The organism is Pseudomonas spelaei, from assembly GCF_009724245.1.
Taxonomy (GTDB): Bacteria; Pseudomonadota; Gammaproteobacteria; order Pseudomonadales; family Pseudomonadaceae; genus Aquipseudomonas; species Aquipseudomonas spelaei.
In genome coordinates, this window is the sequence record NZ_WNNK01000023.1 from 39,899 (window position 1) to 66,846 (window position 26,948).

A 26,948-nucleotide genomic window follows, 5' to 3' on the forward strand; every position below is an offset into this window, starting at 1 on the left:
GGATGGAAGCATGGACGGTACTTCTGCAAGTCCCCAGCAGATGAACGCACAACAGCGTTCAGCGCATATCCGTGAAGTGGTGCTGGCCGAAGGCGTGAAATGGCGCCAGCGCCACCCCTGGCTGCTGCATCAGGACGCCCTGGGCGCGGGCATCCTGGCGTTTGCCTTGCTGGGCATGATCGGCTTGGCGGCGCTGTATATCACCGGCTATATGGCGTGGTGGGCGTGCCTGCTGCTCAACGCCTTCCTGGCATCGCTGACCCATGAGTTGGAACATGACCTGATCCACAGCATGTACTTTCGCAAACAGCGCCTGCCCCACAACCTGATGATGGGCCTGGTCTGGCTGGCGCGGCCGAGCACGATCAATCCATGGGTACGCCGGCATATTCACCTCAATCACCACAAGGTGTCGGGCACCGAAACCGATATCGAAGAGCGGGCGATCACCAACGGTGAGCCCTGGGGCATTGTCCGGTTGCTGATGGTGGGCGACAACATCATGTCGGCGCTGATCCGTGTGTTGCGGGCACCGTCCTGGCAGCAAAAACTGAACATCCTCAAGCGTACGGCGCTGGTCTACGCACCGTTGGCGCTGCTGCATTGGGGGGCGTGGTATGTGTTCCTGGGTTTTCACGCCGCCAATGGCATCGCCAGCCTGATGGGTGCACCGATCGAGTGGTCGGCGGGCACTTTGTCGGTGATGCACGTCATCGACATCGCGGCGGTGGTGATCATCGGCCCCAACGTGCTGCGCACCTTCTGCCTGCACTTTGTCAGCTCCAACATGCACTACTACGGCGATGTGGAGCTGGGCAATGTGATCCAGCAGACCCAGGTGCTGAACCCTTGGTGGCTGTGGCCGCTGCAAGCATTCTGCTTCAACTTCGGCAGCACCCATGGCATCCACCACTTTGTGGTCAAGGAGCCGTTCTACATTCGGCAGATGACCGCCAAGGTGGCACACAAGGTGATGGCTGACATGGGCGTGCGCTTCAATGATTTCGGGACCTTTGCCCGGGCCAATCGGTTTGAGCGCACCACGCACTCATCCGTGGTGATCAATCCGGTTGAAACGGTGACGCGCTGAGGACCACGCCGGTTTCTTCGACGTATTGTTGCCAGTGGCCGATCAAGGTGGCCAGTTTCTCGGGGTGGCTCAGGGCGAGGTCATGAATCTCGCCCGGGTCCTGGCCCAGGTCATACAGTTGCCAGGTCGCCGGCCCCACGGGGCCTGGGATATACACAGCCTTCCACTGGCCCTGGCGAATCGCCCGGCGCCCGAACAGCTCCCAGCCAGTAACGGTGTGTTCGTCGTGCACCTGCTCGGTCTCGCCAGACAGGAACCCCAGCCACGACTTGCCCCGCAGCGGTGCCACCGGCTTGCCGCGCCACTGCTTGCCGGGGTGACGTACGCCGGCCAAATCAAGAATGGTCGGCGTAATGTCCATCACCGTGCCGAAGCCATGGCTGATCTGGCCCTTGAGTGACAGCTGGGGGTAATGCACCAGCGCCGGCACTCGAATCCCGCCCTCGGTGGTAAACGCCTTGAACAGCCGTGACGGCGCAGTCGCCACCTGGGCCCAGGACGGCCCATACCAGACGTAGGAGTTCGCGCGTCCGATGTTCCCAAGGCTGTTGTCGTAATGCTGGTTGAGGTAGGTCAAAAGCTCTGGCCCGAACTTGGGAAAGGCTTCCAGCAGCGCGCCTTCAGCGCCGTTGTCGGACATGAACAGGATGAAGGTATTGTCCAGTTGCCCCTGTTGGCGCAGGTACTCCACCACCCGGCCAATGTTCCAGTCCATGCGCTCGACCATCGCCGCATACACTTCCATGGCCCGCGCCGACACTTGGCGCTGCTCGTCGCTCAGTGCAGCCCATTGGGTATTCAGTTCGATCAGCGGATGAGGCTCGACGTCTGCGTCGATCAGCCCCAGCGCCTTGAGTTTTTCCAGGCGTTCCAGGCGCAGCACTTCGGGACCGGCGTCATAGCGGCCACGGTACTTGTCGACAACCTCGACCGGCGCCTGCAACGGCCAGTGCGGTGCGGAAAACGGCAGGTAGGCGAAGAACGGTCGGGTCTGGTCGCGCTCCTTGAGGTACTGCAGCAGCTTGTCGCCAAAGGCATCGGAGGAATAGAAATCCTTGGGTAGCTGCTCGACGAAGGTGTCGTCTTCGATGTACAGCGCGGGCGTGGATTTGAGCAGGCCTGGCGTGCTGTCGTCGTAGGTCGGCTCGAACCCATAGTGGTTGGCCGCACCCGGCAACAGTGAGAACGAACGCTCGAAACCTCGGGCGTGGGGCGCAAGTTCGGCGGTCAGCCCCAGGTGCCATTTGCCGCTCATCAATGTCTGGTAACCGGCGTCTCGCAGCAGTTCCGGCAGGGCGACCACCTTGTCGTTGAGGTAACCCTCGTACCCCGGTTTGCCGATCAGTTCCGGGGTCAGCGCTTCGGCCATGGTGCCGATGCCGGCGATGTGGTGATCGGTGCCGGTCAGCAGCATCGAACGGGTCGGCGAGCAGGTGGGCGCGGTGTGAAAATCTGTCAGGCGCAGGCCGCCGAGGGCCAGGGCGTCCAGGTGTGGCGTGGAGATTTCTCCACCAAAGGCTCCCAGGTCGGAGAAGCCCATGTCATCGGCCAGGATCACTAAAAAGTTGGGACGTTGCGGCATCAAGGCGCTCCTCATTAGCAGGCAATAAAGGCCAGTGGCAGGTCGCGGATTTGTTCGCGTACTGGCGGCTGGTAGTGGTCGTCGCTGATCAGTTCGTGCAGCAGTTCTTCACGCAGTTGATGGAAGTCGAAACTGCTGCGCTGGCGGGGATGGGGCAGGGCGATGTCCACCACCTGTTTGATCCGCCCGGGGCGGGGTTCCATCACCACCACGCGGTCGGCGAGGAAAATCGCTTCTTCCACATCGTGGGTCACCAGCACCGTGGTGATCCTGGCCCGGGTACGAATCGCCAGCAGTTCGTCCTGCATTTGCTGGCGGGTCAGGGCATCCAGGGCGCCGAAGGGCTCGTCCAGCAGCAGAATGCGTGGGCTGGCCACCAGGCCACGGGCGATCGCCACCCGTTGCGCCATGCCGCCGGACAATTGATGCGGATAGGCGCGGGTGAAATCGGTAAGGCCCACCAACTCGATAAAATCGCCGATGCGTCGTTTGCGTTCGGCCTCGCTCAACGGCTCGTTGACCAGGCCCAGGCCGATGTTTTCTTCCACGGTCAGCCAGGGGAACAAACGGTGTTCCTGGAACACGATGCCGCGCTCGCCACCAATGCCGGTCACTGCCTTGCCGTCGACGCGGATTTCGCCGCGAAATTGTGCATCCAGGCCCACCAGCAACCGCAGCAGGGTGGATTTTCCGCAGCCGCTGGAGCCCACAATGGCGACGAATTCGCCCTCGGCAATGTCCAGGTTGAATTCGCGAATGGCTTCCAGTTCAAAGCCGTCGACATCGAAGGTTTTGCCCACGTGATTGAAGCTGACAATAGGTGCAGTCATGCGTGTCTCCAGCGCGTGGCGCGGGTTTCGATACGTTGGCCGATAAGGTTGAGAGTCGCGCCGGTAAGGCCTACCAGGAGCATGCCGCTCATGATCAGGTCCATGCGTAGCAACTGTTGGGCACCGATCATCAGGCTGCCGATGCCGCCGTTGGACGGCATGAAGTATTCGGCACCGATGGTGCCCAGCCAGGCATAGATCAGGCTCAGGCGCAGCCCGGCAAAAATCCCCGGCGCCGCGCCTGGCAACACCAGGCGCCGCAGCCGCTGGCCCAGGCTCAGGCGCAAGACTTGCGCGGCTTCGTTGAGCTGTGGCGACAGGTTCACCACGCTGCGTTGGGTGGCAATAAACAATGGGAAGAAGGCGGCGAGGGCGATAAATACCCACTTGGCCAACTCGCCCAGGCCGAACCAGGCGGTGAGCAACGGTACCCAGGCGAAAATCGCGATCTGGCGCAGGGCAGAGAGCGTCGGGCCGAGCACCCGCTCACTGGTGCGTGACAGGCCAAGCAGTAATCCCAAGGCAAAGCCGAGGCCACCGCCCAGAATCAATCCGCCGAGGGTGCGGCTCAAGCTCAGGCCCAGGGCGCTGACCAGGCTGCCATCCCGCACGCCAGTGGCAGCGGTTTGCAGCACCGCCCATGGGCTGACGAGAATGTTCGGGTCTACCCAGTCCTGCTGCGTTGCCACCTGCCACAGTGCCAGTAAGCTCAGGGGCAGCAACCACGGTTGCAGGCGTTGCCAACCTTGATAACGCGGGCCGCGTCGAATCTGCGCGGTGGCGGGATGCGGCCAATGCACCCACTTGCGGTCCAGCCAGCCGATGCCGCGATCCATCACCACACCCAGTACGCCGATGACCACGATGCAGACGAAGACGATATCGAGCATGAACAACTGCCGCGCCCAGACCATCAGGTAACCGATGCCTTCGCTGGACGCCAACAGTTCAACGGCCAGCAACGAGGTCCAGCCGGCCGCCAGCGCCAACCGCACGCCGGCCATGAAGGCAGGCAGCGCAGCAGGCAGGATCAGGCGGCGGATCAGCAGGTGAGTGGGTAGACGCAAGACGCGTGCGGCCTCACGTAAACCAGGCTGGGCATCGCGTACGCCCACCAGGGTATGCAGGGTGACGGGCACCACAATCGCCTTCACCAGCACCACCAGCTTGAGTGTTTCTCCGATGCCGAAAAACACCATGAACAGCGGAATCCAGGCCAGGGTCGGCACCTGCGACAAGGCGCTGAACGTCGGAAACACCAGGCGCTCGGCGCGGGCACTGAAGCCCAGCAGCGCACCCAATAACGCCCCGGCGCTGACGCCCGCCAGCAAGCCCCAGAACAACCGTTGCAAGCTGACCGCCAGATGGCTCCACAACTCGCCACCCGCCAGTTCCACTGCACTGCTCCAGACCAGTGAAGGCGCCGGCAGAATCTGCTCGCTCATCCAGTGATTACGGCTGGCCAGCCACCACAGGGTAAACAGCGTGAGCGGCAGCAGCCAAGGCAGCACGCGTTCGCTCAAATGTGGCCAGCGTGGCGGCGTTCCTTGGGCCGGGGCCGTCAGCGGCAAGCTCAGCAGCGAGATTCGGGCCATGGATGACCTCCGTTGTCCGGTGGGGTGTTATGTCTTTTTGATCTTATAAACAAACAATCAATACGATTGAGGGATAAGAAAAACCATTTAAAGCCTCTGCCTGGCACGCATCCAATGCATTCGGAGAATATTTTCCATGCTGTTGATGCATAGCCCTCTGGAGCCTGTGTATTGGCTCGCATAGTTCTAAAAGTTATTAAATTGTGAATTTATAGTATTTAAAGTTTTGGTCGGCTTATGCCTACTTTCTGCTTCCCAGGCAACCGTCGCCCACAGGAGCACTACCCATGAAGCTGCCGTTCAAACGCTTGATCACGCTGTTCGCAGGCACTGCGCTGGCCGGGTTGGTGCATGCCGCTGACCTCAAGGAAATCCGCATCGCCGTGCCCGACCTCAGTGCGGGTGCCCAACACAGTGGCGGCGGTGTGACGGACGTGTTGCGCCAACAGCAAATCTTTGAAAAAGCCTTCGCCGACCAGGGCATCAAGATTCAATGGAATTACTTCAAGGGCGCAGGCCCGGTGATCAATGAAGCCTTCGCCAACGGCCAGGTGGACCTGGCTTATCTGGGGGATCTGGCGGCGATCATCGGCAAGTCCAATGGCCTTGATACGCGGCTGCTCAGTGCCAGTGCCCGAGGCGTGAAACATTACCTGGGCGTGGTGCCGGGTTCGGGCATCAAGACCTTGCAGGACCTCAAGGGCAAGCGCGTCGCGGTGTTTCGCGGCACGGCCAGCCAACTGTCGTTTGACAGCGCCCTGGCCAGCCAGGGTTTGAGTGAAAAGGATTTGAAAGTCATCAACCTGGACTTTAACGCCGCCGTCGCCGCACTCGCGGCCAAGCAGATTGACGCCACTTGGGGCAGTTCGGGCCTGAGTGCATTGCAGGCCAAGGGGTTGGCCGAAATACCGCTGAGTACCAAGGACCTCGGTGACGCGGGCAGTATTCAGGCGGTGTTGGTGGGCAGCGGCAAGTTTGTCGATGAGCATCCGGAAGCTGTGGCCAAGTTGCTCAAGGCGCAGCAACAAGCGGTGCAATGGTTGACCGATGACAACAACAAGCAGGCCTACATTGACCTGGTATCGGGGCTGGCCAGTTATCCGCCGGTGATTCTGACCAATGATTTGAAAGACCAGAAACTCAGCGAAATTTTCCCCTCGAGCCTGGACCCGGTGTTCCTTGGAAAATTGCAGGACGCGGTGGATTTGGCGTCGAAAGAGCGGCTGATCCGCAAGTCGTTTCAGGTGAGTGACTGGGTGGCGCCGAATTTGGCGGCGGCGGGGTTGTAACCCTCCAACGCTGTAGCCGCTGACGAGGTACGAGGCTGCGATGCGTGTCCGCAGGACCGCCCTCGGGGGTCGCTGCGCAACCCATCGCAGCCTCGTACCTCGACAGCGGCTACAACCCATTGCAAGCGACTACAGGGCTACAGCCATCCACCGCCACCAACGTCTCAATCATCGCCTTCGCCGCCGGTGACAACCTGAACCCGGTGCGGCTGACAATCCCGCACCGCGCACTCATGGTTTCCATGTTCTGCGGCAGGTTGCGCCAGTGCAGCAGCACCAGTTCACCCTTGGCGATGTCCTCGGAAAATGCCTCTTCGGTGCCCACGCCAATCGCATTGGACTGCAACACGATCTTCACCAGCGCCGGGAAGTGTTCGGTCTGGATGTTGGGTGAAAAATCCATCCGCCCACTGAGGTTCGCCAGCAGTTTTCGAATCCCTTGGGAGATCAGCGGAGTCGCCAAGGGATAGTCAAACATATCGTTGGTCGACAGGCTGTCCTTGGCCAACAGCGGGTGCCCCGGCCGGCAGAAAAATACCCCGCGCTTGGGTGTCAGTGCTTGAGTCTGAAAGTTCGGGTCGGCTTCGAATTGGCGGATGTCGGCGATAAAAAATTCGATTTCTTCACGGCTCAGGCTGCGGCTGAGTGTTTCCCAGTTATCCACCTGGAAATGGGTGCGGATTTTCGGGTGGGCGTTGATAAATCGCGCCACCGCGTCGGGCACCAGTTTCACCGCCGGCGCCGGGCCGCAGCCGAAGCGCAGTTCACCGGCGTCGAGCTTGGTCATGCGCGTCACCTCACTGTTCAACAAGGCGGCGCCCTGCACCAGGGTCAGGGCATGTTGCAGTACCACCTGGCCTTCCGGCGTGGGGCGCAGGTCCTTGTTGCCACGGTCCACCAGCACGCAGCCGAACTCCTGTTCCAGCCCCTGGATGCTGCGGCTGAACGCTGGTTGGGTGATGCCCATGGCGTCCGCTGCGCGTACAAAACTGCGGTGTTCGTTGAGGGCGATGAAGTACCGCAGTTGGCGAAGATCCATATGCTTTCCCGGCATCTGAAAAATAGGTCGAAGGCATTTGCGACCCAGGGATCTGAGGTTTTAAATGCAAGCTCTTATTCCGTCAACGAAGCATGTGTTCATTTGCTAGATCTAAATTGCATATGAATAGAGCGTTGTCGAAGCGCTTCCCCACCGTAAGCAGGCACATGAGGGTCATCACAATGAGCAATGCCGCACTAGCTGTTCAACCCGTCGCCCAGGCGCTGGACATTCACCCGGTCGCCGGGCGCATTGGCGCCGAGATCCGGGGCATCAAATTGTCCGGTAACCTGGATGCCGCCACCGTCGAAGCCATCCAGCAGGCACTGGTGCAGTACAAGGTGATCTTCTTCCGTGAGCAGACTCACCTTGATGATCAGAGCCAGGAAGCCTTCGCCCATTTGCTCGGCGAGCCGATTGCCCACCCGACGGTGCCGGTGCGCGACGGAACGCGTTTTCTGCTGGAGCTGGACGGCGCCCGCGGGCATCGAGCCAACTCCTGGCACACCGACGTGACCTTCGTCGACGCTTATCCGAAAGCCTCGATCCTGCGTTCGGTGTTGTCGCCGGCCTCGGGTGGCGACACGGTCTGGGCCAACACCGCCAGCGCCTACAACGACCTGACGCCTGAGCTGCGTGCGCTGGCGGACAACCTTTGGGCGGTGCACAGCAACGAATACGACTACGCCGCGCGCAAGCCGGACGTGTCGGTGGAGAAGCTTGAGGAGTACCGCAAGGTGTTCACCTCGACGGTGTACGAAACCGAACACCCGGTGGTGCGTGTGCACCCGGTCAGCGGCGAAAAAACCTTGCTGCTGGGGCATTTTGTCAAACGCCTGAAGGGCTATTCACAGACTGATTCGACGCAACTGTTCAACCTTCTGCAAAGTCACGTCACCCGCCTGGAAAACACCGTGCGCTGGCGCTGGAATACCGGTGATGTGGCGATCTGGGACAACCGCGCCACCCAGCATTACGCGGTGGATGACTACGGTACCCAGGAGCGCATTGTGCGGCGGGTGACGTTGAAAGGGGATGTTCCGGTGGGCGTGCTGGGGCATCGCAGCCAGACCACTAAAGGGCTTTAGATACACCGCTGATCCCCTGTGGGAGCGGGCTTGCCCGCGATGACGGCAGTACAGTCGATAGATGTGGCGACAGGTACACCGCTATCGCGGGCAAGCCCGCTCCCACACTGGATTTGCGGTGCTTACCACACCCCGATCTGCACCACCTTCTGCGCCTCAGGCTCACCATAACGAAACCGTTGGCCGCGCAGATCAATCTCTGCGTGGCTGATGGTGGTGCGCCGCTTCAACCCTCGCAGCCATTCGAACAGATAACCCTGATGAGTCTCGCGCACCTGGGCATACGCAGGGTCAGTGCCCAGGTCGCGTAATTCCTGGGGGTCATTTTCCAGGTCAAACAGCTGCGCGTGAAAGCCGTCATACGCCAGGTATTTCCAGCGCTCGCTGCGCACCATCGTCATCCGGCAACGGTCGATAGGTTGCTCCAGGCGTTCGCGGGCCGGGGCCTGGAAGGCGTAGTCATATTCGGCGATGGCATAGCGGCGCCAAGGCGTGTCTTCACCGTGCAGCAACGGGATCAACGAGCGGCCCTCCAGGCGATGCTCGGCACCGGGTAATCCCAAGGCTTGAAGGAAGGTCGGCAGAGCATCGATGGTTTCCACCAGACGTTCATCCACCGAACCACGACTGATATCGGCAACGGCACGTGGATCGCGCACGATCAGTGGCACGCCTACCGCAGGCTCCAGCAGAAACTCCTTTTCTCCCAGGAAATGATCGCCAAGGAAGTCGCCATGATCGCTGGTGAACACGATCAGCGTGTCGTCCCAGCGGCCGTTGCTTTCGAGGAAATCGAACAGCCGGCCGAGCTGGTCGTCGATCTGTTTGATCAGGCCCATGTAGGTCGGAATGACGTTGAGCCGAACCTCGTCCCGGGAAAAATTCAGGCTTTCCTGGTGTTGGCGGAAGGCCTGGTACACCGGGTGATTGCTGGCGTGCCCGGGTTGTGGCCGAATCGGTGCCTGGACATGCTCGGCGCCATACAGCGCGTGGTACGGCGCCGGGGCGATGTAGGGCCAGTGCGGCTTGATATAGGACAGGTGCAAACACCACGATTGCTCGCCTTGCTCGGTGATGAAGTCCATGGCGCGGTCGGTGGTGTAGACGGTTTCAGAGTGTTGTTCGGCCACGCGCGCCGGCAGGTGAGCGTTGCGCATGTGCCAGCCGCTGAGGATTTCTCCTGCTTCGCCAGCGGCCGCGTTGGCCCATTCATGCCATGGATTGGTGCCGTCATAACCGTGTTCGCGCAGGTAATGGGTGTAGGGCGCCGACTCGCGTTTGTCGGTGAATAACGGGCTGTCGGGATAGATCCCGTCGTGACGAAAGTAGGCGTCGAAACCGACTTCATTGAGTGGCTCGGCCTGGGGGCTGGCGGGGTCAATCTCCAGACGCTGCAAGGCCTCGACGTTGGGTGTGGCGTGGGTCTTGCCCACCAGTGCCGTACGGATGCCATGGGGGCGCAAGTAGTCGCCGATGGTTAGCTCTTCCAGCGGTAACGGCACCGCGTTCCATGCCACCTGGTGGCTGCTGACGTAGCGGCCGGTGTAGGCCGACATCCGCGATGGACCGCAGATGGTGCCTTGGGTATAGGCGCGGCTGAAACGTACGCCGGCCGCTGCCAGGCGGTCGATATTGGGGGTGTGCAGATGAGCGTGGCCGTAGCACGAGAGGTAATCGCGGCGCAGTTGGTCGCACATGATGTAGAGCACGTTGCGCACGGGTTGGGGATGGGGCATGAGGGTTCACCGATCGGAGGACAGGTGAGGGTTTTCGCCGGTTGGGTGGGGGGGAGGCAAGTGCATTTGGGGAATGGGTTTTATGCAGGGGGTGCATGGGTGGGGGCTTATCCATTTTTTTGGTAACGGCTACTTATGGTTTCGCTTTTACAGCGAGTCACTTTGGAACAGCCCCAAAGTAACCAAAGGGCTCTTGCCCCACCACTCGGCACCTCGCTCAGGCTCGGTGTGCCCGAACGCAGGCATTACTCCGTGGGCCGCCGCGACGGGCCATCCCTGGCCCAACGCGGCTAAACCGGCGTCCTGCCGGTTTACCCACTGCGTAATACCTGCGTTCGGCCAGCGTGGTTTAACGGGGCGCCTCAGATCAAGATCAAGATCAAAAGCAGATCAAGAGCACGCAGCCTCGCTGGCGCTCGACAGCTGCTACGCGAGGGTGTTAGGAGGAAACGCATACGCTTCAGATACTAGGTCGGCTACTAGGCCGCCTCGCTTTGTTTTTGATCTTAGGTGCCCCGTTAAACCACGCTGGCTGAGCGTAGGCATTGGTCCGTGGGTAAACCGGCAGGACGCCGGTTTAGCCGCACTGGGCCAGGGATGGCCCATTGCGGCGGCCCACGGAGCAATGCCGGAGAGAAGGCACACCGAGCACTAGCGAGGTGCCGAGTGGTGGGGCAAGAGCGCTTTGGTTACTTTCGCGCTTTTCGAAAGTGACCCGCTGTAAAAGCGGAACCAATAGCCGCCGTGACCTCAGCAACGGATATGTACACAACCCCCCGCAACAGCCCACTCAAACCGCAAAATTCTCCAATGCACACACCTCCTCATCCACTGCCTTGATCTGCTCGATCATCGCCTCCGCCAGCGGCGATAACCGATACCCCGCACGGCTGACAATGCCATAGCGTGTATAGCGTTCCTCCAGATCCTCGGCCAACCCATCAATCTTCAAACACACCAACTCACCCCGAGCCATGCGCAGCACATCATTGTTGGCACTGACGATGCCAATCGCGTCGGACCGCAACACCACTCCCAACAAGCTGTAGCCGTTTTCGCATTCGACATTGGGGATGTAATCGGGCCGCCCGCTGAGGTCGACGATGACCTTGCGCAAGTTCGGCGGGCGGATGGTCACGGCCAGGGGATAACTCATCAGCTCGGCCGCGCTCACGCTGTCCAGTTGGGCCAGCGGGTGTCCGGTGCGGCAGCAGAAATGCCATTTGCGCGGGCGCAGGCGGTACGTCTGGTAGTCCGGGTTGGCTTCGAAGTGACGGGTGTCGGCGACGAAAAATTCGAACTCTTCGCTGAGCAGACGCTTGCTCAGGCTTTGCCAATCGTCCACCTGGAACTGCACTCGCGCCTTGGGGTAACGCCCGATAAAACTGCCGATTGCCCGGGGGATCAACCCCGCCGCCGGTGCCGGGCCGCAGCCGAAGCGTAACTCGCCAGCCTCCAGGCCATTGAACTGGCTGATCTCGTTGGCCAGTTGCTGGGCGCCACTGACCAGCCGTCGTGCATGTTCAAGCAGCACCTGGCCTTGCTTGGTTGGCGCCAGGTCCTTGCGGCCGCGATCCACCAGTTGGCACCCGGCGCTGTGTTCAAGGGCCTGGATGCTGCGACTGAACGCCGATTGCGACAGGTTCACCGTCAACGCGGCCGCGACAAAACTGCGCTGTTCAGCGAGGGCGATGAAGTGGCGAAGCTGGCGCAGATCGATATGCATTTTTCACATTAAAAATATCGGGGAAATGCATTGGCTATGCATTAGGTCGACTCCTTATAAAGGCTATCTCTTATGCAGTAAATGTTTGTAAAAACATAAATAAATAACCATATGGAATATGCGCTGCTGCCTATTTCCTGATGCCGGAGCCGCTTATGAGCCTGTTGAAGCCCGCTGTCCCTTCCTCTCCCCTGCGGCTCAAGCGCCTGCCACTGGCGTTGTTGCTGGCCGGCAGCGCGAGTTGGTCCCACAGCCAGGCTGCTGAAACCACGGACGCCGAGCCTGCGCCTGCAAGCAAGGGCCAGAGCGCCAGCGGCCAGTTGGAAACCGTCACGGTCACGGCCCGGCGGCGCACCGAAAGCGCCCAGGATGTGCCCACGCCCACGCCCATGAGCGTGATCGGTGGTCAGGCGTTGGAGAGTCAGCGGGTGTACCGGATTCAGGATTTGCAGCAACTGGTGCCCAGCGTCAACGTCGCTTATATGCACGCGCGCCAGTCCAGCGTGTCGATTCGCGGTCTGGGTAACAACCCGGCCAGTGATGGCCTGGAAGGCAGCGTCGGGTTGTACATCGACAACGTTTACCTCGGCCGGCCAGGGATGGCGGTATTCGACCTGATGGACATCGAGCAGCTTGAAGTATTGCGCGGCCCGCAAGGCACGCTGTTCGGCAAGAACACCACGGCCGGGGTGATCAATATCAGTACCCGTGCGCCAAGTTTTACCCCCGAGCGCAGCATCGAAACCTCGCTGGGCGAGGACGGTTATTTCCAGACCAAGGGCACGATTTCCGGTCCGCTTACTGATGAATTGGCGGGACGCTTTTCCGCCTATCGCACCCGCAGCGACGGCGACATCAAGAACGAATACGACGGCCACGACCTCAACGGCGGTTCACGCCAGGGCTTTCGTGGGCAACTGCTGTACAAGCCCAACGAGGCATTCAACCTGCGCTGGATCGGCGATTACAACGAAGAGGATTCCAGCGCTGGCACTCGTGTGCTGTACAACACCGGGCCGACCATCAATGGTACCAACCTGTACCAATCCCGGGCGGATGCAGCGGGGGCGACCTTGGTGGATGGTACCCATCGGAAGGTCAATCTGGATGGCCAGCAGCACGTCACGGTGTTCCAGGGTGGCACGTCGCTGGAGGCCAACTGGACCTTGCCCAGTGACTTCACTCTGACCTCGGTCAGCAGTTATCGCTGGTGGAATTTCACCCCGCGTAATGATGACGGTCTCAACGTGCCGGCGTCCTATAACGCGGGCGTGTCGGTAGAGGACAAGCAGTGGTCCCAGGAATTTCGCCTGGCGTCGCCCACCGGTGGTTTCTTCGATTACGTGCTCGGCGCCTATTACTTTGGCTCTGACCTGAGCAACAAATCCTTCGCCTATTACGGGCCCAAGGCCGACATCTGGAATGGTACGCCCACGGGCGCCTTGAACAACGTCAGCAGCGTCGGCAACGGTCATATCCGCACCGACAGTTTTGCGCTGTTCGGCCAGGGCACCTGGCACTTGACCGAGCGCCTTGATTTCACCGCGGGCCTGCGCGGCACCTACGAAGAAAAAAGCGCCTGGGTTACCCGCAATGCACCCGTCGGTGGCGCTGCGGTAACGGGCGCTGCCGCGACTGTTCGACGCGGTCGCGCGGGCGCCTATGACTCCGGTGACCTCAACCAATACAGCACCAGCCCGTCCGGCTTGTTGAACCTCAGCTACCGCTTCACCGATAACTTGCTGGGCTACGCGACCTTGTCCCATGGCGAGAAGTCCGGTGGCGTCAACCTGGCGGTGGGCTCTGCACCGACGGCGGGGGCGGACTCGTTGCTGATCGGTACCGAGCGCGCCAACAACGCCGAGTTGGGTTTCAAAAGCACCTTGTGGGACCGTCGCTTGCAGCTTAACGCCAACCTGTTCTGGACCCAGGTCAACGGCTACCAGACCAACGCCTACGACGACAGCAATCGCGTGCAATACCTGACCAATGCCGGTTCGGTGCGCTCACGGGGTGTGGAGGTGGAAAGCACCCTGGTGCCGATCAAGGGGCTGACGTTGAACGTCAACGGCTCCTTCAACGATGTGAGCTATCTGTCTTACAAGGACGCGCCTTGCCCACCGGAGGTCAGCCTGCGTCCTGGTGCGCCGGCTTCGTGCGACCTCAGCGGGCATCAAGTGGTGGGGGCTTCGAAGTGGATTGTCAACGCCAATGGCGAATACAAGTGGAACCTGGATAACGGCTTTGAACCTTACGTCACCGCCAGCTACGCCTTCCGTTCCAAGGCGGTGGGCACGGTCGAAGATTCCGACTACGGGCAGATTCCGAGCTACGCGGTGGTCAACCTGTCCACCGGGTTGCGCGGCAATTATCAGCAAGGGCAGTGGGATGTGTCGTTATGGCTGAAAAATGCCTTCGACAAGACCTACTACACCACCCTGTGGACCGCGGGCAACGGTGGTTATGAAGGTCTGCTGGGCACTCCGCGCACGCTGGGAGTGACCGGTCGGTATGACTTCTAGCCTTCAACCGACATAACCGATGTAGCCTCGTGCCTCGGCAGCGGCTACATGGTTGGCGGTTATGTCGGTTCCAATCGTGCGGTGCGGTACGTTGCCGGGCTGAACACCCGGGTCACCACCAGCATCGCCACCACGGTCACCATCAGCACCACCCAGGCGCTGACGAAACTGCCGGTCAGCGCGCGCAACCAACCGGTCAGCCACGGTGAAATGGCGTTGATCAAAAAGCCCACGCCCTGCACAAACGCCGCCAATTGCCCGGCTTCCCGAGGGTCGCGGCGGTGGTCGAGTGTCAGCAGCAGGCTAAGCGCAAAGCAGGCGCCAAGGCCGAAACCGATCAGTGCCACCCACAGGTGCGGCTGTTGCAGTGGCGCCATCAGCAAGCCGAGATAACCCACCGCCTGGGCCAGCAGACTGATGCCCAACAAGGGCCGACGGTCGATACCTCGCTGAGCCAAGGCTGGCATCAGCAGCGCGGCAATCACCTGGAAGATCGTCATGAAGGCCAGCAATGAGCCGCTGGGCAACACGCCCCAACCCAATTGCTGATAGTAGGCCGGCAGCCACGCCACCATGCTCATATAGCCACAATTGACCAGGCCGAAATACACCGCCAGCAACCACGCCCGACGATTACGCAGGCCTTTGAGCGGCGTTGTGATCCGCTGACTTTTTGCCGCGCCCAACGGCAGCCACGCCCATAAAAGCAGGGCGCCCAGTGCTGGCAGCAACCAGATTCCCAGGCCCGCTTGCCAGTGTTGGAATTGGCTGGCGACCACTGGGCTAAGCAACGCTGCCAACCCCCCACCGCCCATCAACGAGGCCGAATACACTCCCATCGCCAAGGGGACCTGCTGATGAAACTGGCGCTTGATCATCGCCGGTACCAACGCCTGAATCAGTGCCACACCAGCACCACCCAGCAACGCCGTCGTCAACAGCGCTGCTGCCTGGCCAAACAGCCAGCGCGCCAGGCAGGCCAGCAGAATCATCATCAGGCCCAGGGCAATACCGCGACGTTCTCCCAACTGCGCTTCCACGCGTACGCCCACCAGCGCCACCAGGCCCATGCAGATCACCGGCAGGCTGGTGAGCAGGGCACTGCTCTGGAAACTCAGGCCGGTGGCCAGGCGAATCTCTCCCAGCAGCGGGCTGATGGAACTGAGGATCGGTCGCAGGTTGAGCCCCAGCACCACCAACAAGCCCCAGCCAGCGAGCTTGCCAGCCAGTGAGTTATTCAGCGTCATGCAAGGCCTGCCAGTCGTGATAAAGGGTGGCCATAGCGGCCTGTGGCAGATGCTCGATGGCCAGGTGTTGCTCGGCCAGGGGCAGTGCGATCTGTTGAGAGATGGCCGCTGTCGACAGGCCAAACGGCGCCGCCATTTCATTGCTGGCGGCGAACACCACCCGTGATACGCCGCTCAGGTACATCGCGCTCAAGCACATCGGGCAGGGTTGGCCACTGGCGTAGATCACGCAGTCTTGCAGGCGGGCGCCCAAGCGTTGGCTGGCGGTGCGGATTGCGAGCATTTCGGCGTGGGCGGTGGGGTCCTGGCTGAGGTGAATCTCGTTGGCCGCCTCTACCAACACTTCGCCGTTATAGGTCAGTACTGCGCCAAATGGACGGCCACCACCGGCCACGTTGTGTCGGGCCAACGCTATGGCTCGCTGCAAATGGCGTTGATCATCAGTCATGGAAAGCCTCCGGGCGCAATGAAGGGTGAAGTATGGGCAGCCTGCGAGGTATTCTGAAATTAAATATAACCATGCCAATCAGTGGCAAATGGAATGGTGATACCCATGTTCGATCCCGTGCTGTTGCGCAGTTTTGTCGCCGTCGCTGATTGCGGCAATTTCACCCGCGCGGCCGAGCGCCTGCACCTGACTCAGTCCACCGTCAGCCAACAGATTCGACGGTTGGAGGAGGGCGTTGGCTGTGTGCTGCTGGACCGCGATCAGCGTCGCGTGGTTGCCACCGCCGAGGGTGAGCGCCTGTTGGCCTATGCACGGCGGATCCTGGCGCTGCACGAAGAAGCGACCGACGTCATGGCCAATCAGCAAAGTGACGGCGTGCTGCGCCTGGGCGTGCCCGAGGATTTTGCGGCCGAGCGGCTGATGCCGTTGCTCTCGGCGTTTGTTGTGGCTTATCCACGGGTGCGACTGGAGGTCACCAGTGGTTTGGGGCCTGAGTTGCTGCGCCAGTATCGCGGCGGTGAGTTCGATGTGTTGCTGGTCAAGCAGATGGGCGACAGCGATGACTGCCTGGCGTCATGGCCGGAGCCGTTGTGCTGGGTCGACAGCCGCAGTACGCCGTCCCTGGGGCGTGATCCGTTGCCGCTGGTGGCATTTCCCGTAGGCGGTTTGTACCGCAATGAAATGCTCCATCACCTGGAAGTCGGCGGTTGGCGCTGGCGCATCGGTTATTCCAGCGCGAGCCTGGCCAGCGTCTGCTCGGCAGTGGCGGCGGGACTGGGGATAAGTTTGTTGCCGGTGCGAGTGGTGCAAGCCGGGCATGTGATGCTCGGGCCAGACAGTGGTTTGCCGGCAGTGCAGGGCGTGCGCTTGGCGTTGTATGGACGCACGGGTTTGGGAGCGGCGGGGCAGACATTACAGCGTCAGTTGCTGGCGTTGTGCGGGCGTAATCCGCGCTGAATGGATGCCTTTGGCGAATATTTTTTATGCCTGTAGAGCATTGGAATTCAGCGCCTGGGCGCGAGCCCACGAACGGCGTGGCTTTGCCGTGTGTGTCATTTTTTAATATTCGATTTAAGTCTATGTATAACTTTAAAGATTACTTTAAGAGATAAGCGTCTGGCCCCGATGATTCAGCCCTCGACGGCCGCTCAGGCAGGCCTGTCGGTTTTTTTGTTTAAAGACCGTAGGGAGTTAATCAATGGGCAATGTCCAGACCGCCGCCAGTGCACAAGAGGCGCTATGGCGCCAGGCACCGGGTGGTGAGTTGGTCGACCTTGGCCGGCCGCACCGCGTACCGTTGGGGCAGTTGCGTTTGCAGAGAACCCCCAAGCGCATCCTGAGCCGGCGTGAAGGGATTCTGCTGGGGATTCTCGTACTCGCGCTGCATGGCGCGGTGATCTATTGGGTCAGCCAGAAAGAAACGCCGGTGCTGCCGATTGTGCCGCCGGAAATTCCACCGATGACCATTGAGTTTTCTCAACCGGCACCCCCGGTTGTGGAGCCGCCACCGCCGGTGCCGCCACCACCGCCTCCCCCTGTGGTCGAGCCGCCGCCGCCGGTGGTGGATGAGTTGGCAGCCAAACCGGCTCCACCCAAACCGATTCCGAAACCCAAGCCCAAGCCGGTACCAAAACCCGAGCCCAAGCCGGTACCAAAACCCGAGCCCAAGCCTGCACCCAAAGCCGTCGAGCAACCGCCCGCGCCACCGCAACCGGCACCGCCTGCTCCTGCGCCGGCACCCGCCGCGCCGGCTCCGGTCACACCGGCCTCGGCTAACGCCGCGTACCTGAAGAACCCGGCGCCCGAGTACCCGTCACTGGCCCAGCGCCGGGGGTGGGAAGGCACGGTGCTGTTGCGGGTGCATGTGCTGGCCAGCGGCAAGCCGGGGGAGATCCAGATTCAGAAGAGCAGCGGTCGCCAGCAACTCGATGACGCCGCATTGACCGCCGTGAAGCGTTGGAGCTTCGTGCCGGCCAAGCAAGGCGACGTCGCCCAGGATGGCTGGGTCAGCGTACCGATCGACTTCAAGATTCATTGAGCACGGGCTCAACACCACATCGCTTACACCGAGGGAACACATCATGACGTTATTGGCATCTCCACTTGAATCCATCGAAAGCGCGGTGATCTGGCTGCTGGTGGTTTTTTCTGTCGCCACTTGGGGTTTGGCCCTGCTCAAGGGTGTGCAATTCGGCCGCCTCAAGGCCCAGGATCGCAAATTCCACAAACAGTTCTGGGCGGCATCGAGCCTCGACTCGGCCGCTGAATTGAGCGAAACCCAGCCCGGCGCCGCCGCTCGTGTGGCCCAGGCCGGTTACGCCGCGATTCAGGTGGGTGAGGCGCCTCACGCCGCCGACCTGAGCCAGGCGATCAATCATCAAGACCGTCTGGAGCGCGCCTTGCGCCAGCAGATCGTGCGTGAGCGCCGCTCCCTGGAAACCGGCCTGGCTGTGGTCGCCAGTATCGGCAGCACCTCGCCGTTTATCGGTCTGTTCGGCACTGTGTGGGGGATCATGGAAGCGTTGAAAGGCATCAGTGCCGCCGGTTCTGCCAGCCTGGAAACCGTGGCCGGACCTATCGGTGCTGCATTGGTCGCGACCGGCGTGGGGATCGCCGTCGCGGTGCCGGCGGTGCTGGTCTACAACTACTTCCTGCGCCGCCTGAAGCTGACTGCCGCCGACCTGGACGACTTCGCCCACGACTTCTACAGCCTGGCGCAGAAGAACGCGTTCCGCGTGCTGATCCATCCGGCGCTGCACAAGAACGCAACCCAGGGCGGCACGCAGAAAGTGAAGGAGGCGTCCTGATATGGCCTTCTCCACACAAGACACCGATGAGGTGCTGAGCGAGATCAACGTCACACCGCTGGTAGACGTGATGCTGGTGCTGCTGGTGGTGTTTATCGTCACCGCGCCGCTGCTGACCAACGCGATCCCGATCAACTTGCCCAAGACCGAAGCTGTGGCGCCGGTGGAGCAGAAAGATCCGCTGGTGGTGAGCATCGATGCGGCCGGCAAACTGTTTATCAACAAGGATGAAATCCAGCCGAATTTGCTGGAGTTCAACTTGCAGGCGGCCAAGGCCAAGGACCCGGAGGTGCGGGTGCAACTGCAGGCCGATGATGGTGTGAATTACGGCGAAGTGGCCCGGGCCATGGCGTCTATCGAGCGCGCGGGCATCACCAAGCTGTCGGTGATTACGGCACGTTAGTTTCAAAAGCCGCGACAATTTTTTGGCCGTCTCCTTGGCAGGGTGCGGCCTTTTTTTTGCCTGAAATGAACACATTTTACAAACCACTGAAGGACCCTGTGGGAGCCAGTTCCCACATTTGGTTGAGTGGTGTTTTGAGTTTTTGGTTATTAATAAATAGCTTCTTATTCCTTAACGAATATATAACCCGTCCCTATACTGACCAGCAACGTTAAACGCTGCAGGAGGGCACACCCATGCACAGCGAGTCGATTCGTTACCTGATCGTGCCGGGCTGGCAAGGATCGCCAGAAGATCATTGGCAAAGTCACTGGCAGAACAGCCTGCCCAACAGCGCCCGTGTGGAACAGGCCGACTGGCTGGCTCCGCGTCGCGAAGACTGGGTAGCGGCACTGGCCGAAGCCATCGCCGCCGACAGCACGCCGGTGATCCTGATTGCCCATAGCCTGGGCTGCATCACCGTTGCCCACTGGGCGGCCACCGCGCCGGTGGAGTTTCTGCGCCAGGTGCGTGGCGCTTTGCTGGTGGCGCCGGCTGACGTCGAACGACCTGCCTGCGCGCCGGCCTTGCGTAACTTTGCGCCGATTCCTGCTGCCCTGCTGCCATTTCCATCCCAAGTCGTCAGCTCCGACAACGACAGCGCCGTCAGCGCCTCTCGGGCGGTGGAACTGGCACGTAACTGGGGTGCCGAAGTCGGGATTCTGGCGGGTGCAGGGCACATCAATGTGAAGTCCGGACACCAGCGCTGGGAACAGGGATTTGCCTATCTCTATCGCCTGCAAAATCGCCTGGAACAGCACTTCCGGCGGCGTGCATAAATTTTCTTCAACGCCTCGTCCCAGCGCGGATGTGGGCGGGAGCCTGCCATGAGCTTGCATGAAACCTATGGTCAGCCACTGCTGACCTTTCCCGACGCCGATAAAAGCCCCCTGAGCATTCGTGCCAAGGCCCTGGTATTTGTCGACCCACGTTCCCGGCAACTGCGCGAAGACCTGGAAAACCTGGCCCCGCGTGCGTTACCGGTGCTGATTCGCGGCGAAACCGGCAGCGGCAAGGAATTGTTGGCGCGGCATATCCATCGTGGCAGTGATCGCACCGGCTTGTTCGTCTCGGTCAATTGCGGCGCCATCAGCCCCACCTACGCCGACGCTGAGTTGTTTGGCTATGCCGCCGGTGCCCACAGTGGCGCGGCCAGTAGTCGTGCTGGTTGGTTCGGTTCGGCCAATGGCGGCACGTTATACCTGGATGAAATCGGCGACTTGCCGCTGCCGATCCAGATCAAGCTGTTGGCTGCCCTGGAGAATCACGAAGTCACTCGCGTTGGTGCTCATCAGCCAAGCCCGGTGGATGTGCGGTTGGTGGCGGCCACCAGCATCGACCTGGCCCAGGCCGTGGCGGTGGGTAAATTTCACGAGCGTCTGTTCCATTACCTCAACGAAGGCCAGCTTGAATTGCCCGCCTTGCGCGAGCGAGTGGGCGACATTTTGTCCCTGGCCGAGTACTTCCTCGGCATCTACAGCCAGCGCCTGGATTTACCTGTGCCGCTGATCAGCGATGCGGCTCAGCGAGTGCTGGAGCACCACAGTTGGCCGGGCAACACCCGCGAGCTGGAAAACGTCATTCACTTTGCGTTGCTGGTCAGCAGCGGCGATGAAATCTTGCCGGAGCATTTGAATTTGCCGGTGAGTCCACCGTCGCTGGCGCAGATCGAACACCAGGCCCGGCAGATCCTCAATCACGGCACCGAGGCCGAGCGCAGCGCGTTGAAGCGTCTATTGGAAGGGCTGGCGTCTGTATGAACAAAATGGAATATCAAAGTGAATAAAAGATATTGTTCGGGAATAAAAAATCTCGGTATTGTCCGTTCCACGCCGCGATAGCATTTCGCTGGCACACCACATAAGAAGCGGCCGTCGCTGACGACCCGGATTTTCGATAAGGACACTGCATGAAAAAGGTTCTGTTGTTCACCGCACTGGCGGCTGCCCTGACTGCTGGCATTGCCCAGGCCAACGAGAAACTGGTCGTCGCGGCCACTCCGATCCCGCACGCGGAGATCCTTGAACTGGTCAAACCGACCCTGGCCAAAGAAGGCGTGGACCTGGAAATCAAGGTCTTCACCGACTACGTACAGCCGAACGTGCAAGTGGCCGAGAAGCGTCTGGACGCCAACTACTTCCAGACCCTGCCGTACCTGGAAAACTTCAACAAGGGCAAAGGCACCAACCTGGTCACCGTGGTCGGTGTGCACGTTGAACCCTTCGGTGGTTATTCGAAAAAGATTAAAAATATTTCAGAGCTGAAAGACGGCGCCACCGTGGCCATCCCGAACGAAGGCAGCAACAGCGGCCGTGCACTCTTGCTGCTGCAGAAGGCGGGCGTGATCACCCTGAAAGACCCGACCAATGCCCTGGCTACGCCAAAAGACATTGCCAGCAACCCGAAAAACCTGAAGTTCAAAGAGCTGGAATCGGCCTTGCTGCCACGGGTTCTGGACCAGGTTGACCTGGACCTGATCAACACCAACTACGCCCTGGAAGCCGGCCTGAACCCGGCCAAGGATGCGCTGATCATCGAAGACGCCAAGTCGCCGTACGTGAACTTCCTGGTAGCCCGTCCGGACAACAAGGACAGCGTCGCCATCCAGAAACTGGCCAAGGCCCTGACCAGCCCGGAAGTCAAAGCTTTCATCGAGAAGAAGTACAACGGCGCAGTCGTGCCGGCGTTCTGATCGAACCCCAAAACCCCTTCAAGGTTTAAACGCCGACGGCTTGAATAGCGTCGGCGTTTTTTATGGTTGGAATACGATCAAGTGTGGGGGCAAGCCCGCTCACAAGCCCATTCCAACATTAGATCTTTTTGGGTTTCAGAGATCCCGGCTATTGATCGCCCGTCGCAGCGCCACCAACCACTTCACCAAATCTTGCGGATCAATCGGTTTAGTCTCTGCCATCAGTCATTCCCTCGCCTGTTAAGTGGCCGTCAGTCTGGCCAACCGCTGCCCATCCCTGTAGTGCAGCGCCGATAAAAAGAACGCTCCTACAACTCCGAGAGCGATAGCTGTCACCCGCTTATCCCGCGAATCTGCAGGTTAGCTGTTTGGGTGATATCAATATGCTATTTAGGTATTTAAATTTTACTTTTTATACCTTTAAAGTCGGCGCTACTCGACGTTACCCACGTCGATTCGGACCGCGCCAACGCCGCATTACCCCTGCGGCGTCAGGGATTTTCAGATGACCTTCGATTACGCTTTTATCCTCAGCACCCTACCGGCGTTTCTCAAGGCCGTGGGCGTGACCCTGCAAGTGGGCTTGATCGCCATCGGCACGTCGCTGCTGGTGGCGTTGATCAACGCCACGCTGTTGGTATTTCGCACGCCATACCTGTGGCGCCTGGTGGCGCTGTATGTGGAGTTGGCCCGCAACACACCGTTGCTGATTCAACTGTTCTTCGTCTACTTCGCCTTGCCGGCCCTGGGCGTGAATATTTCCGGATTCTGGGCGGCGATTATCACCATGACATTTCTCGGTGGCGCCTACCTCACCGAAGTACTGCGCGCCGGTGTTGAGGCCGTGCCGCTGGCACAGATTGAGTCTGGCAAATCCATCGGCTTGTCCCACTGGCAGCTGTTGCGCCATGTGATCCTGCCCCAGGCCGGGATCCTCAGCCTGCCGGCGCTGTTTGCCAACTTCATCTTCTTGCTCAAGGAGACTACTGTGGTCTCGGCGGTGGCGGTGCCGGAGATTCTCTACACCACCAAAAGCTACATCGCCCTTTACTACAAAACCTACGAAATGCTCGCGGTGCTGACCTTGATCTGCGTGCTGTTGTTCCTGCCGCTGTCGCTGTTGCTCAGCCGCCTGGAAAGGAGGCTCCAGCATGGCCAGTTCGGGTCTTGAGTTGTTGTGGGTGTCGTTGCCGCAACTGGGCAAGGGCGCTGCACAAACCCTGTCGATTTCATTCTTGAGCATTGCCTTCAGTACCGTCGGCGGCGTGTTGTATGGCGTATTGCGTACCCTGAACGTGAAAACCATCGACGTAGCGCTGCGGATCTACCTGGAACTGTTTCGCGCGATTCCGGTGCTGGTCTGGTTGTACCTGCTGTTTTTCGGCATGCCGATTTTCTTTGGCCTGAGCATTCCCAGTTTCTGGTGCGCGGTGCTGGTGTTGTCCCTGTGGGGCGCCAGTGAAGTCGGCGAAGTGGTGCGTGGTGCGTTGCATTCCTTGCCGCGTGGCCAGCGCGAAGCGGGCTTGTCGATTGGCTTGTCTGATCCGCAACTCTACAGCTATGTGCTGCTGCCCCAGGCCCTGAAACGCATGACCCCGCCGACCATCAACGTCTACACCCGCATCATCAAGACCAGTTCGTTGGCGGTGCTGATCGGTGTGGTGGATGTGATCAAGGTCGGCCAGCAAATCATCGAGCGCACCTACGAGTCGGTATTGATCTACGGCGCGCTGTTCCTGTTTTTCTTCTTTATCTGCTACCCGTTGTCAGCCGCCTCCAAGGTGCTGGAACGGCGCTGGGCCCAAGCATGAGTGCATTGATCGAGTTCCAGGGTTTCAACAAATTCTTCGGCGAGCAGCAGGTGCTCAAGGGCATCAACCTGAGTGTCGAAAGCGGCGAAGTGGTGGTGATCCTCGGCCCCAGCGGCTGTGGCAAAAGCACGTTATTGCGTTGCCTCAACGGCCTGGAAATGGCCCACAGCGGGCATCTGCGTTTCGCAGGTAAAGAGCTGCTGAACAAGGCCACCGACTGGCGCCAGGTGCGTCAGGACGTGGGCATGGTGTTCCAGAGTTATCACCTGTTTCCCCACATGAGCGTGCTCGACAACATCCTGTTGGGCCCGCTGAAAGTGCAAAAGCGTGCCCCGCGTGAAGCCCGTGCCCAGGCAGAGCAACTGCTGGAGCGAGTCGGCCTGGCCGACAAGCGCGACGCCTATCCGCGCCAGCTTTCGGGTGGTCAGCAACAACGCATCGCCATCGTCCGTTCGCTGTGCATGAACCCGCAGGTCATGCTGTTTGACGAAGTCACCGCCGCCCTCGACCCGGAGATGGTCAAGGAGGTGCTGGAGGTGATCCAGGGCCTGGCCCGGGACGGCATGACGCTGCTGATTGTCACCCACGAAATGGCCTTCGCCCGCGCCGTCGCCGACCGCGTGGTGTTTATGGAGGCTGGCCGCATCCTCGAACAGAACACCCCCGAGGCATTCTTTACGAACCCGCAAACCGCACGCGCGCAGCAGTTCCTGGAGAAGTTCTCCTTCGTTTCAACACTGCCCAAAAAAACCAAGGAACTGGAGCTGTTATGAAAACTGCCAAGTCTTCACTGCTGTTATTGCCATTGTTCGGCCTCGCGTTGCTGGCCGGCTGCAACAAGTCCGAAGAACCCGCCAAACCTGCGGCCGCAGCGCCGGCAGCGGTGAGCTACATCGACAAGATCAAGGCCCGGGACAAGCTGATTGTGGGTGTGTTCACCGACAAGCCGCCGTTCGGTTTTGTCGACGAAGCTGGTCGCTACGTCGGCTTTGATACCGACATCGGCCGTCGTTTTGCCAAGGACTTGCTGGGCGACGAGAACAAGGTCGAATTCGTTGCGGTGGAGCCGGCGAGCCGTATTCCGTTCCTGCAAAGCGACAAGGTCGACTTGATCCTCGCCAACATGACCGTGACGCCGGAGCGCAAGGAAGCGGTGGAGTTCACCAACCCCAACCTGAAAGTCGCGGTACAGGCGCTGGTGCCCCAAGGCAGCGAAGTGAAAAACCTGGACGACCTGGCCAGCCGCACCACCATCGTGACGACCGGTACTACTGCTGATATCTGGCTGACCAAGAATCACCCGGATTGGAAGCTGCTCAAGTTCGAGAAAAACTCCGAGTCGCTGCAAGCCTTGGCCGGTGGCCGTGGTGATGCTTACGCGCAAGACAACCTGGTGCTGTTCAGCTGGGCCAAGCAGAACCCTGGTTATCGGGTGCTGGAGCAGAAGTTGGGCGATGAGGCACCGATTGCGCCGGCGGTAAAGAAGGGCAATATCGAACTGCGTGATTGGGTGAATGCCGAGTTGGCGAAGCTGGGTGAGGAGAAGTATCTGCTCAAGCTGTATGACCAGTATGTGCGCAAGGAACTGAGCGATGACACCAAGCCTGAGAGTGTGATTGTGGAAGGGGGTAAGTGGCAGGGTTAATTATGGAGTGACTGCGCTGGCGTCATCGCAGGCAAGCCAGCTCCCACAGGGAAATGCATTCCAAGTGTGGGAGCTGGCTTGCCTGCGATTGGCATTGTCAGGCGCCGCTTAGCTCGGCCAATGCCAAGCCGGCTCATCCAACACCTTCTGCCCCACAATCTGCGTCTGCCCCATCACCTTCTCCAGCACGATCGAGTTGCACCCTTCATCCTGCTGCAACGCCGCAATCAAGCGGCTGGCATGGGACACCACCCATACCTGACACTGCTGCGACACCTTGATGATCAACCGTGCCAGCGCCGGTAACAGGTCCGGATGCAGGCTGGTTTCCGGTTCGTTCAGCACCATCATCGTCGGTGGCCGTGGCGTCAATAACGCTGCCACCAGCAGCAAGTAGCGCAAGGTACCGTCCGACAACTCCGCTGCTGATAATGGCCGCAGCAGTCCTTCCTGATAAAACTCGATGGCAAAGCGTCCGCCTTGCAACGGCTCGATATGCAATCGCGCACCGGGGAACGCATCACTGACCGCCTGTTGCAACGCCTCGGGGTCGCCAATTTCGCGAATGGTCTGTAACGCCGCCGCCAGATCCCGGCCATCGTGATGCAGCACGGGCGTGCGCGTCCCCAGTTGCGGTTGGCGCACGGGCGCGTCGACGTCGCTGCGAAAGTGATCATAAAAGCGCCAGCCGCGAATACTCTCGCGCAACAGCAACACCTCCGGCGAACCGCGCAGGCTGCCGACCTGATCGAACAGGCTGTTGTAGTTCGGTGTGTGCTGGGCCAGTACGTCCCAGGCGCGACCATCGCGGGCACGGACCATTGGCCCCGAGCGCTGCACCAGCAGGCTTGCCGGGCGGTACACGTGACCAGCCCAGATGCATTCCTTTTTGACCTCAGGGTCCAGAGAGAAAAATGAGCTACTGGGTTCCGGCAATCCCAGGGAGATCGCGTAGCTGAAATCCTCCCCGGCAAACCCCAGGCGCAAGCGTTTGGCGGTTTGCCGCACAGCCAGCTCTACCGGCACCTCACCACTGAGCATGCGCCGGCTGATATTTTCCGGCCCGGCCCAGAAGGTCGAATCCAGCCCACCCTCCCGCGCCAGTGCATTGATCACCCCGCCCTGGGCGGTTTCCGCCAACAGGCGCAGGGCGCGATACAAGTTGGATTTACCACTGCCGTTGGGGCCGGTGATCAGGTTCAAGCGATCCAGCGGCACCACCAATTTATTGATCGAGCGGTAATTGGCCACCGCGAGGGTCTTGAGCATGGTCATCTTGTCTACTGGGGAACCCCTGGAGTATGGGATCCTTGGTGCAGATAAGGAACCCTGATCTAAGCTCACAGTCGCATGATCACC

At 60.4% G+C, this 26,948-nt stretch carries 24 protein-coding genes; 15 read left to right on the plus strand and 9 right to left on the minus strand.

What is annotated here, in order from left to right; translation table 11 throughout:
- The first annotated feature begins 10 nt into the window (after window positions 1-10).
- The gene (locus GNF76_RS23355) at window positions 11-1,090 is read left to right on the plus strand and encodes a fatty acid desaturase (RefSeq protein WP_155585442.1); all 1,080 of its coding nucleotides are present in this window, start codon (window positions 11-13) and stop codon (window positions 1,088-1,090) included.
- Here GNF76_RS23355 and GNF76_RS23360 read toward each other — a convergent pair.
- Genes GNF76_RS23360 through GNF76_RS23370 form a run of 3 tightly spaced genes read right to left on the minus strand, consistent with a single transcriptional unit; the run spans window position 1,062 to window position 5,097 of the window.
- Window positions 1,062-2,672: an arylsulfatase gene (locus GNF76_RS23360; protein WP_155585443.1), complete on the minus strand. Its 1,611-nt coding sequence runs from the start codon at window positions 2,670-2,672 to the stop codon at window positions 1,062-1,064. The genes GNF76_RS23355 and GNF76_RS23360 overlap by 29 nt on opposite strands.
- A 14-nt stretch (window positions 2,673-2,686) precedes the next feature.
- On the minus strand, window positions 2,687-3,502 hold the full coding sequence (locus GNF76_RS23365; protein ID WP_155585444.1) for an ABC transporter ATP-binding protein: 816 nt from the start codon (window positions 3,500-3,502) through the stop codon (window positions 2,687-2,689).
- Window positions 3,499-5,097 carry an ABC transporter permease gene (locus GNF76_RS23370; RefSeq protein ID WP_155585445.1) on the minus strand — a complete coding sequence of 533 codons (1,599 nt, stop codon included), beginning with the start codon at window positions 5,095-5,097 and terminating at the stop codon, window positions 3,499-3,501. The genes GNF76_RS23365 and GNF76_RS23370 overlap by 4 nt, the downstream gene beginning before the upstream one ends.
- 287 nt (window positions 5,098-5,384) lie before the next feature.
- Between GNF76_RS23370 and GNF76_RS23375 the strand changes: the two genes are divergently transcribed.
- Window positions 5,385-6,386, plus strand: a complete 1,002-nt coding sequence (locus tag GNF76_RS23375; protein ID WP_155585446.1) for an ABC transporter substrate-binding protein — start codon at window positions 5,385-5,387, stop codon at window positions 6,384-6,386.
- Between the two features lie 109 nt (window positions 6,387-6,495).
- On the opposite strand, the gene GNF76_RS23380 is transcribed toward GNF76_RS23375, so the two are convergent.
- Window positions 6,496-7,425 carry a LysR family transcriptional regulator gene (locus GNF76_RS23380; RefSeq protein ID WP_155585447.1) on the minus strand — a complete coding sequence of 310 codons (930 nt, stop codon included), beginning with the start codon at window positions 7,423-7,425 and terminating at the stop codon, window positions 6,496-6,498.
- A gap of 182 nt (window positions 7,426-7,607) precedes the next feature.
- On the opposite strand from GNF76_RS23380, the gene GNF76_RS23385 reads away from it, so the two are divergent.
- Complete coding sequence (locus GNF76_RS23385; protein WP_155585448.1) at window positions 7,608-8,513, plus strand: TauD/TfdA dioxygenase family protein; 906 nt, start codon at window positions 7,608-7,610, stop codon at window positions 8,511-8,513.
- Window positions 8,514-8,635: 122 nt separating this feature from the next.
- Here GNF76_RS23385 and GNF76_RS23390 read toward each other — a convergent pair whose 3' ends face one another.
- Together GNF76_RS23390 and GNF76_RS23395 are read right to left on the minus strand one after the other, a co-directional pair.
- Complete coding sequence (locus GNF76_RS23390) at window positions 8,636-10,249, minus strand: alkaline phosphatase family protein (protein ID WP_155585449.1); 1,614 nt, start codon at window positions 10,247-10,249, stop codon at window positions 8,636-8,638.
- Between the two features lie 790 nt (window positions 10,250-11,039).
- Entirely contained in the window at window positions 11,040-11,975 is a 936-nt protein-coding gene (locus GNF76_RS23395) for a LysR family transcriptional regulator (RefSeq protein WP_155585450.1), read from the minus strand.
- 155 nt (window positions 11,976-12,130) lie between these two features.
- On the opposite strand from GNF76_RS23395, the gene GNF76_RS23400 reads away from it, so the two are divergent.
- Window positions 12,131-14,497, plus strand: a complete 2,367-nt coding sequence (locus GNF76_RS23400) for a TonB-dependent receptor (RefSeq protein ID WP_155585451.1) — start codon at window positions 12,131-12,133, stop codon at window positions 14,495-14,497.
- 59 nt (window positions 14,498-14,556) lie between these two features.
- On the opposite strand, the gene GNF76_RS23405 is transcribed toward GNF76_RS23400, so the two are convergent.
- Both GNF76_RS23405 and GNF76_RS23410 read right to left on the minus strand, forming a co-directional pair.
- Window positions 14,557-15,744, minus strand: coding sequence for a CynX/NimT family MFS transporter (locus GNF76_RS23405; protein ID WP_155585452.1), 1,188 nt, complete (start codon window positions 15,742-15,744; stop codon window positions 14,557-14,559).
- Window positions 15,731-16,192 (minus strand): nucleoside deaminase, encoded by a 462-nt coding sequence (locus tag GNF76_RS23410; protein ID WP_155585453.1) that lies wholly within the window; start codon window positions 16,190-16,192, stop codon window positions 15,731-15,733. The genes GNF76_RS23405 and GNF76_RS23410 overlap by 14 nt, the downstream gene beginning before the upstream one ends.
- Before the next feature lie 105 nt (window positions 16,193-16,297).
- On the opposite strand from GNF76_RS23410, the gene GNF76_RS23415 reads away from it, so the two are divergent.
- The 11 genes from GNF76_RS23415 (at window position 16,298) to GNF76_RS23465 (ending at window position 25,589) form a co-directional block, all read left to right on the plus strand.
- On the plus strand, window positions 16,298-17,149 hold the full coding sequence (locus tag GNF76_RS23415; protein WP_155585454.1) for a LysR family transcriptional regulator: 852 nt from the start codon (window positions 16,298-16,300) through the stop codon (window positions 17,147-17,149).
- A gap of 241 nt (window positions 17,150-17,390) precedes the next feature.
- A complete protein-coding gene (locus GNF76_RS23420) occupies window positions 17,391-18,230 on the plus strand; it encodes an energy transducer TonB (RefSeq protein WP_155585455.1) in 840 nt (279 codons plus the stop codon).
- Between the two features lie 43 nt (window positions 18,231-18,273).
- Window positions 18,274-18,999, plus strand: coding sequence for a MotA/TolQ/ExbB proton channel family protein (locus GNF76_RS23425; protein WP_155585456.1), 726 nt, complete (start codon window positions 18,274-18,276; stop codon window positions 18,997-18,999).
- Between the two features lies 1 nt (window position 19,000).
- Complete coding sequence (locus GNF76_RS23430) at window positions 19,001-19,402, plus strand: ExbD/TolR family protein (RefSeq protein ID WP_155585457.1); 402 nt, start codon at window positions 19,001-19,003, stop codon at window positions 19,400-19,402.
- Between the two features lie 236 nt (window positions 19,403-19,638).
- Window positions 19,639-20,220, plus strand: coding sequence for an alpha/beta hydrolase (locus tag GNF76_RS23435; protein ID WP_155585458.1), 582 nt, complete (start codon window positions 19,639-19,641; stop codon window positions 20,218-20,220).
- Between the two features lie 48 nt (window positions 20,221-20,268).
- Window positions 20,269-21,201, plus strand: a complete 933-nt coding sequence (locus GNF76_RS23440; RefSeq protein WP_155585459.1) for a sigma 54-interacting transcriptional regulator — start codon at window positions 20,269-20,271, stop codon at window positions 21,199-21,201.
- Window positions 21,202-21,350: 149 nt separating this feature from the next.
- The gene (locus tag GNF76_RS23445) at window positions 21,351-22,133 is read left to right on the plus strand and encodes a MetQ/NlpA family ABC transporter substrate-binding protein (protein WP_155585460.1); all 783 of its coding nucleotides are present in this window, start codon (window positions 21,351-21,353) and stop codon (window positions 22,131-22,133) included.
- Window positions 22,134-22,638: 505 nt separating this feature from the next.
- Window positions 22,639-23,304: an amino acid ABC transporter permease gene (locus GNF76_RS23450; protein WP_155585461.1), complete on the plus strand. Its 666-nt coding sequence runs from the start codon at window positions 22,639-22,641 to the stop codon at window positions 23,302-23,304.
- Window positions 23,285-23,944: an amino acid ABC transporter permease gene (locus tag GNF76_RS23455; RefSeq protein WP_155585462.1), complete on the plus strand. Its 660-nt coding sequence runs from the start codon at window positions 23,285-23,287 to the stop codon at window positions 23,942-23,944. The genes GNF76_RS23450 and GNF76_RS23455 overlap by 20 nt, the downstream gene beginning before the upstream one ends.
- A complete protein-coding gene (locus GNF76_RS23460) occupies window positions 23,941-24,717 on the plus strand; it encodes an amino acid ABC transporter ATP-binding protein (RefSeq protein ID WP_155585463.1) in 777 nt (258 codons plus the stop codon). Before GNF76_RS23455 ends, GNF76_RS23460 begins: the two co-directional genes overlap by 4 nt.
- Entirely contained in the window at window positions 24,714-25,589 is an 876-nt protein-coding gene (locus GNF76_RS23465; protein WP_155585464.1) for a transporter substrate-binding domain-containing protein, read from the plus strand. The genes GNF76_RS23460 and GNF76_RS23465 overlap by 4 nt, the downstream gene beginning before the upstream one ends.
- 108 nt (window positions 25,590-25,697) lie before the next feature.
- On the opposite strand, the gene GNF76_RS23470 is transcribed toward GNF76_RS23465, so the two are convergent.
- The gene (locus GNF76_RS23470) at window positions 25,698-26,858 is read right to left on the minus strand and encodes an AAA family ATPase (RefSeq protein ID WP_155585465.1); all 1,161 of its coding nucleotides are present in this window, start codon (window positions 26,856-26,858) and stop codon (window positions 25,698-25,700) included.
- Window positions 26,859-26,948: the final 90 nt, after the last annotated feature.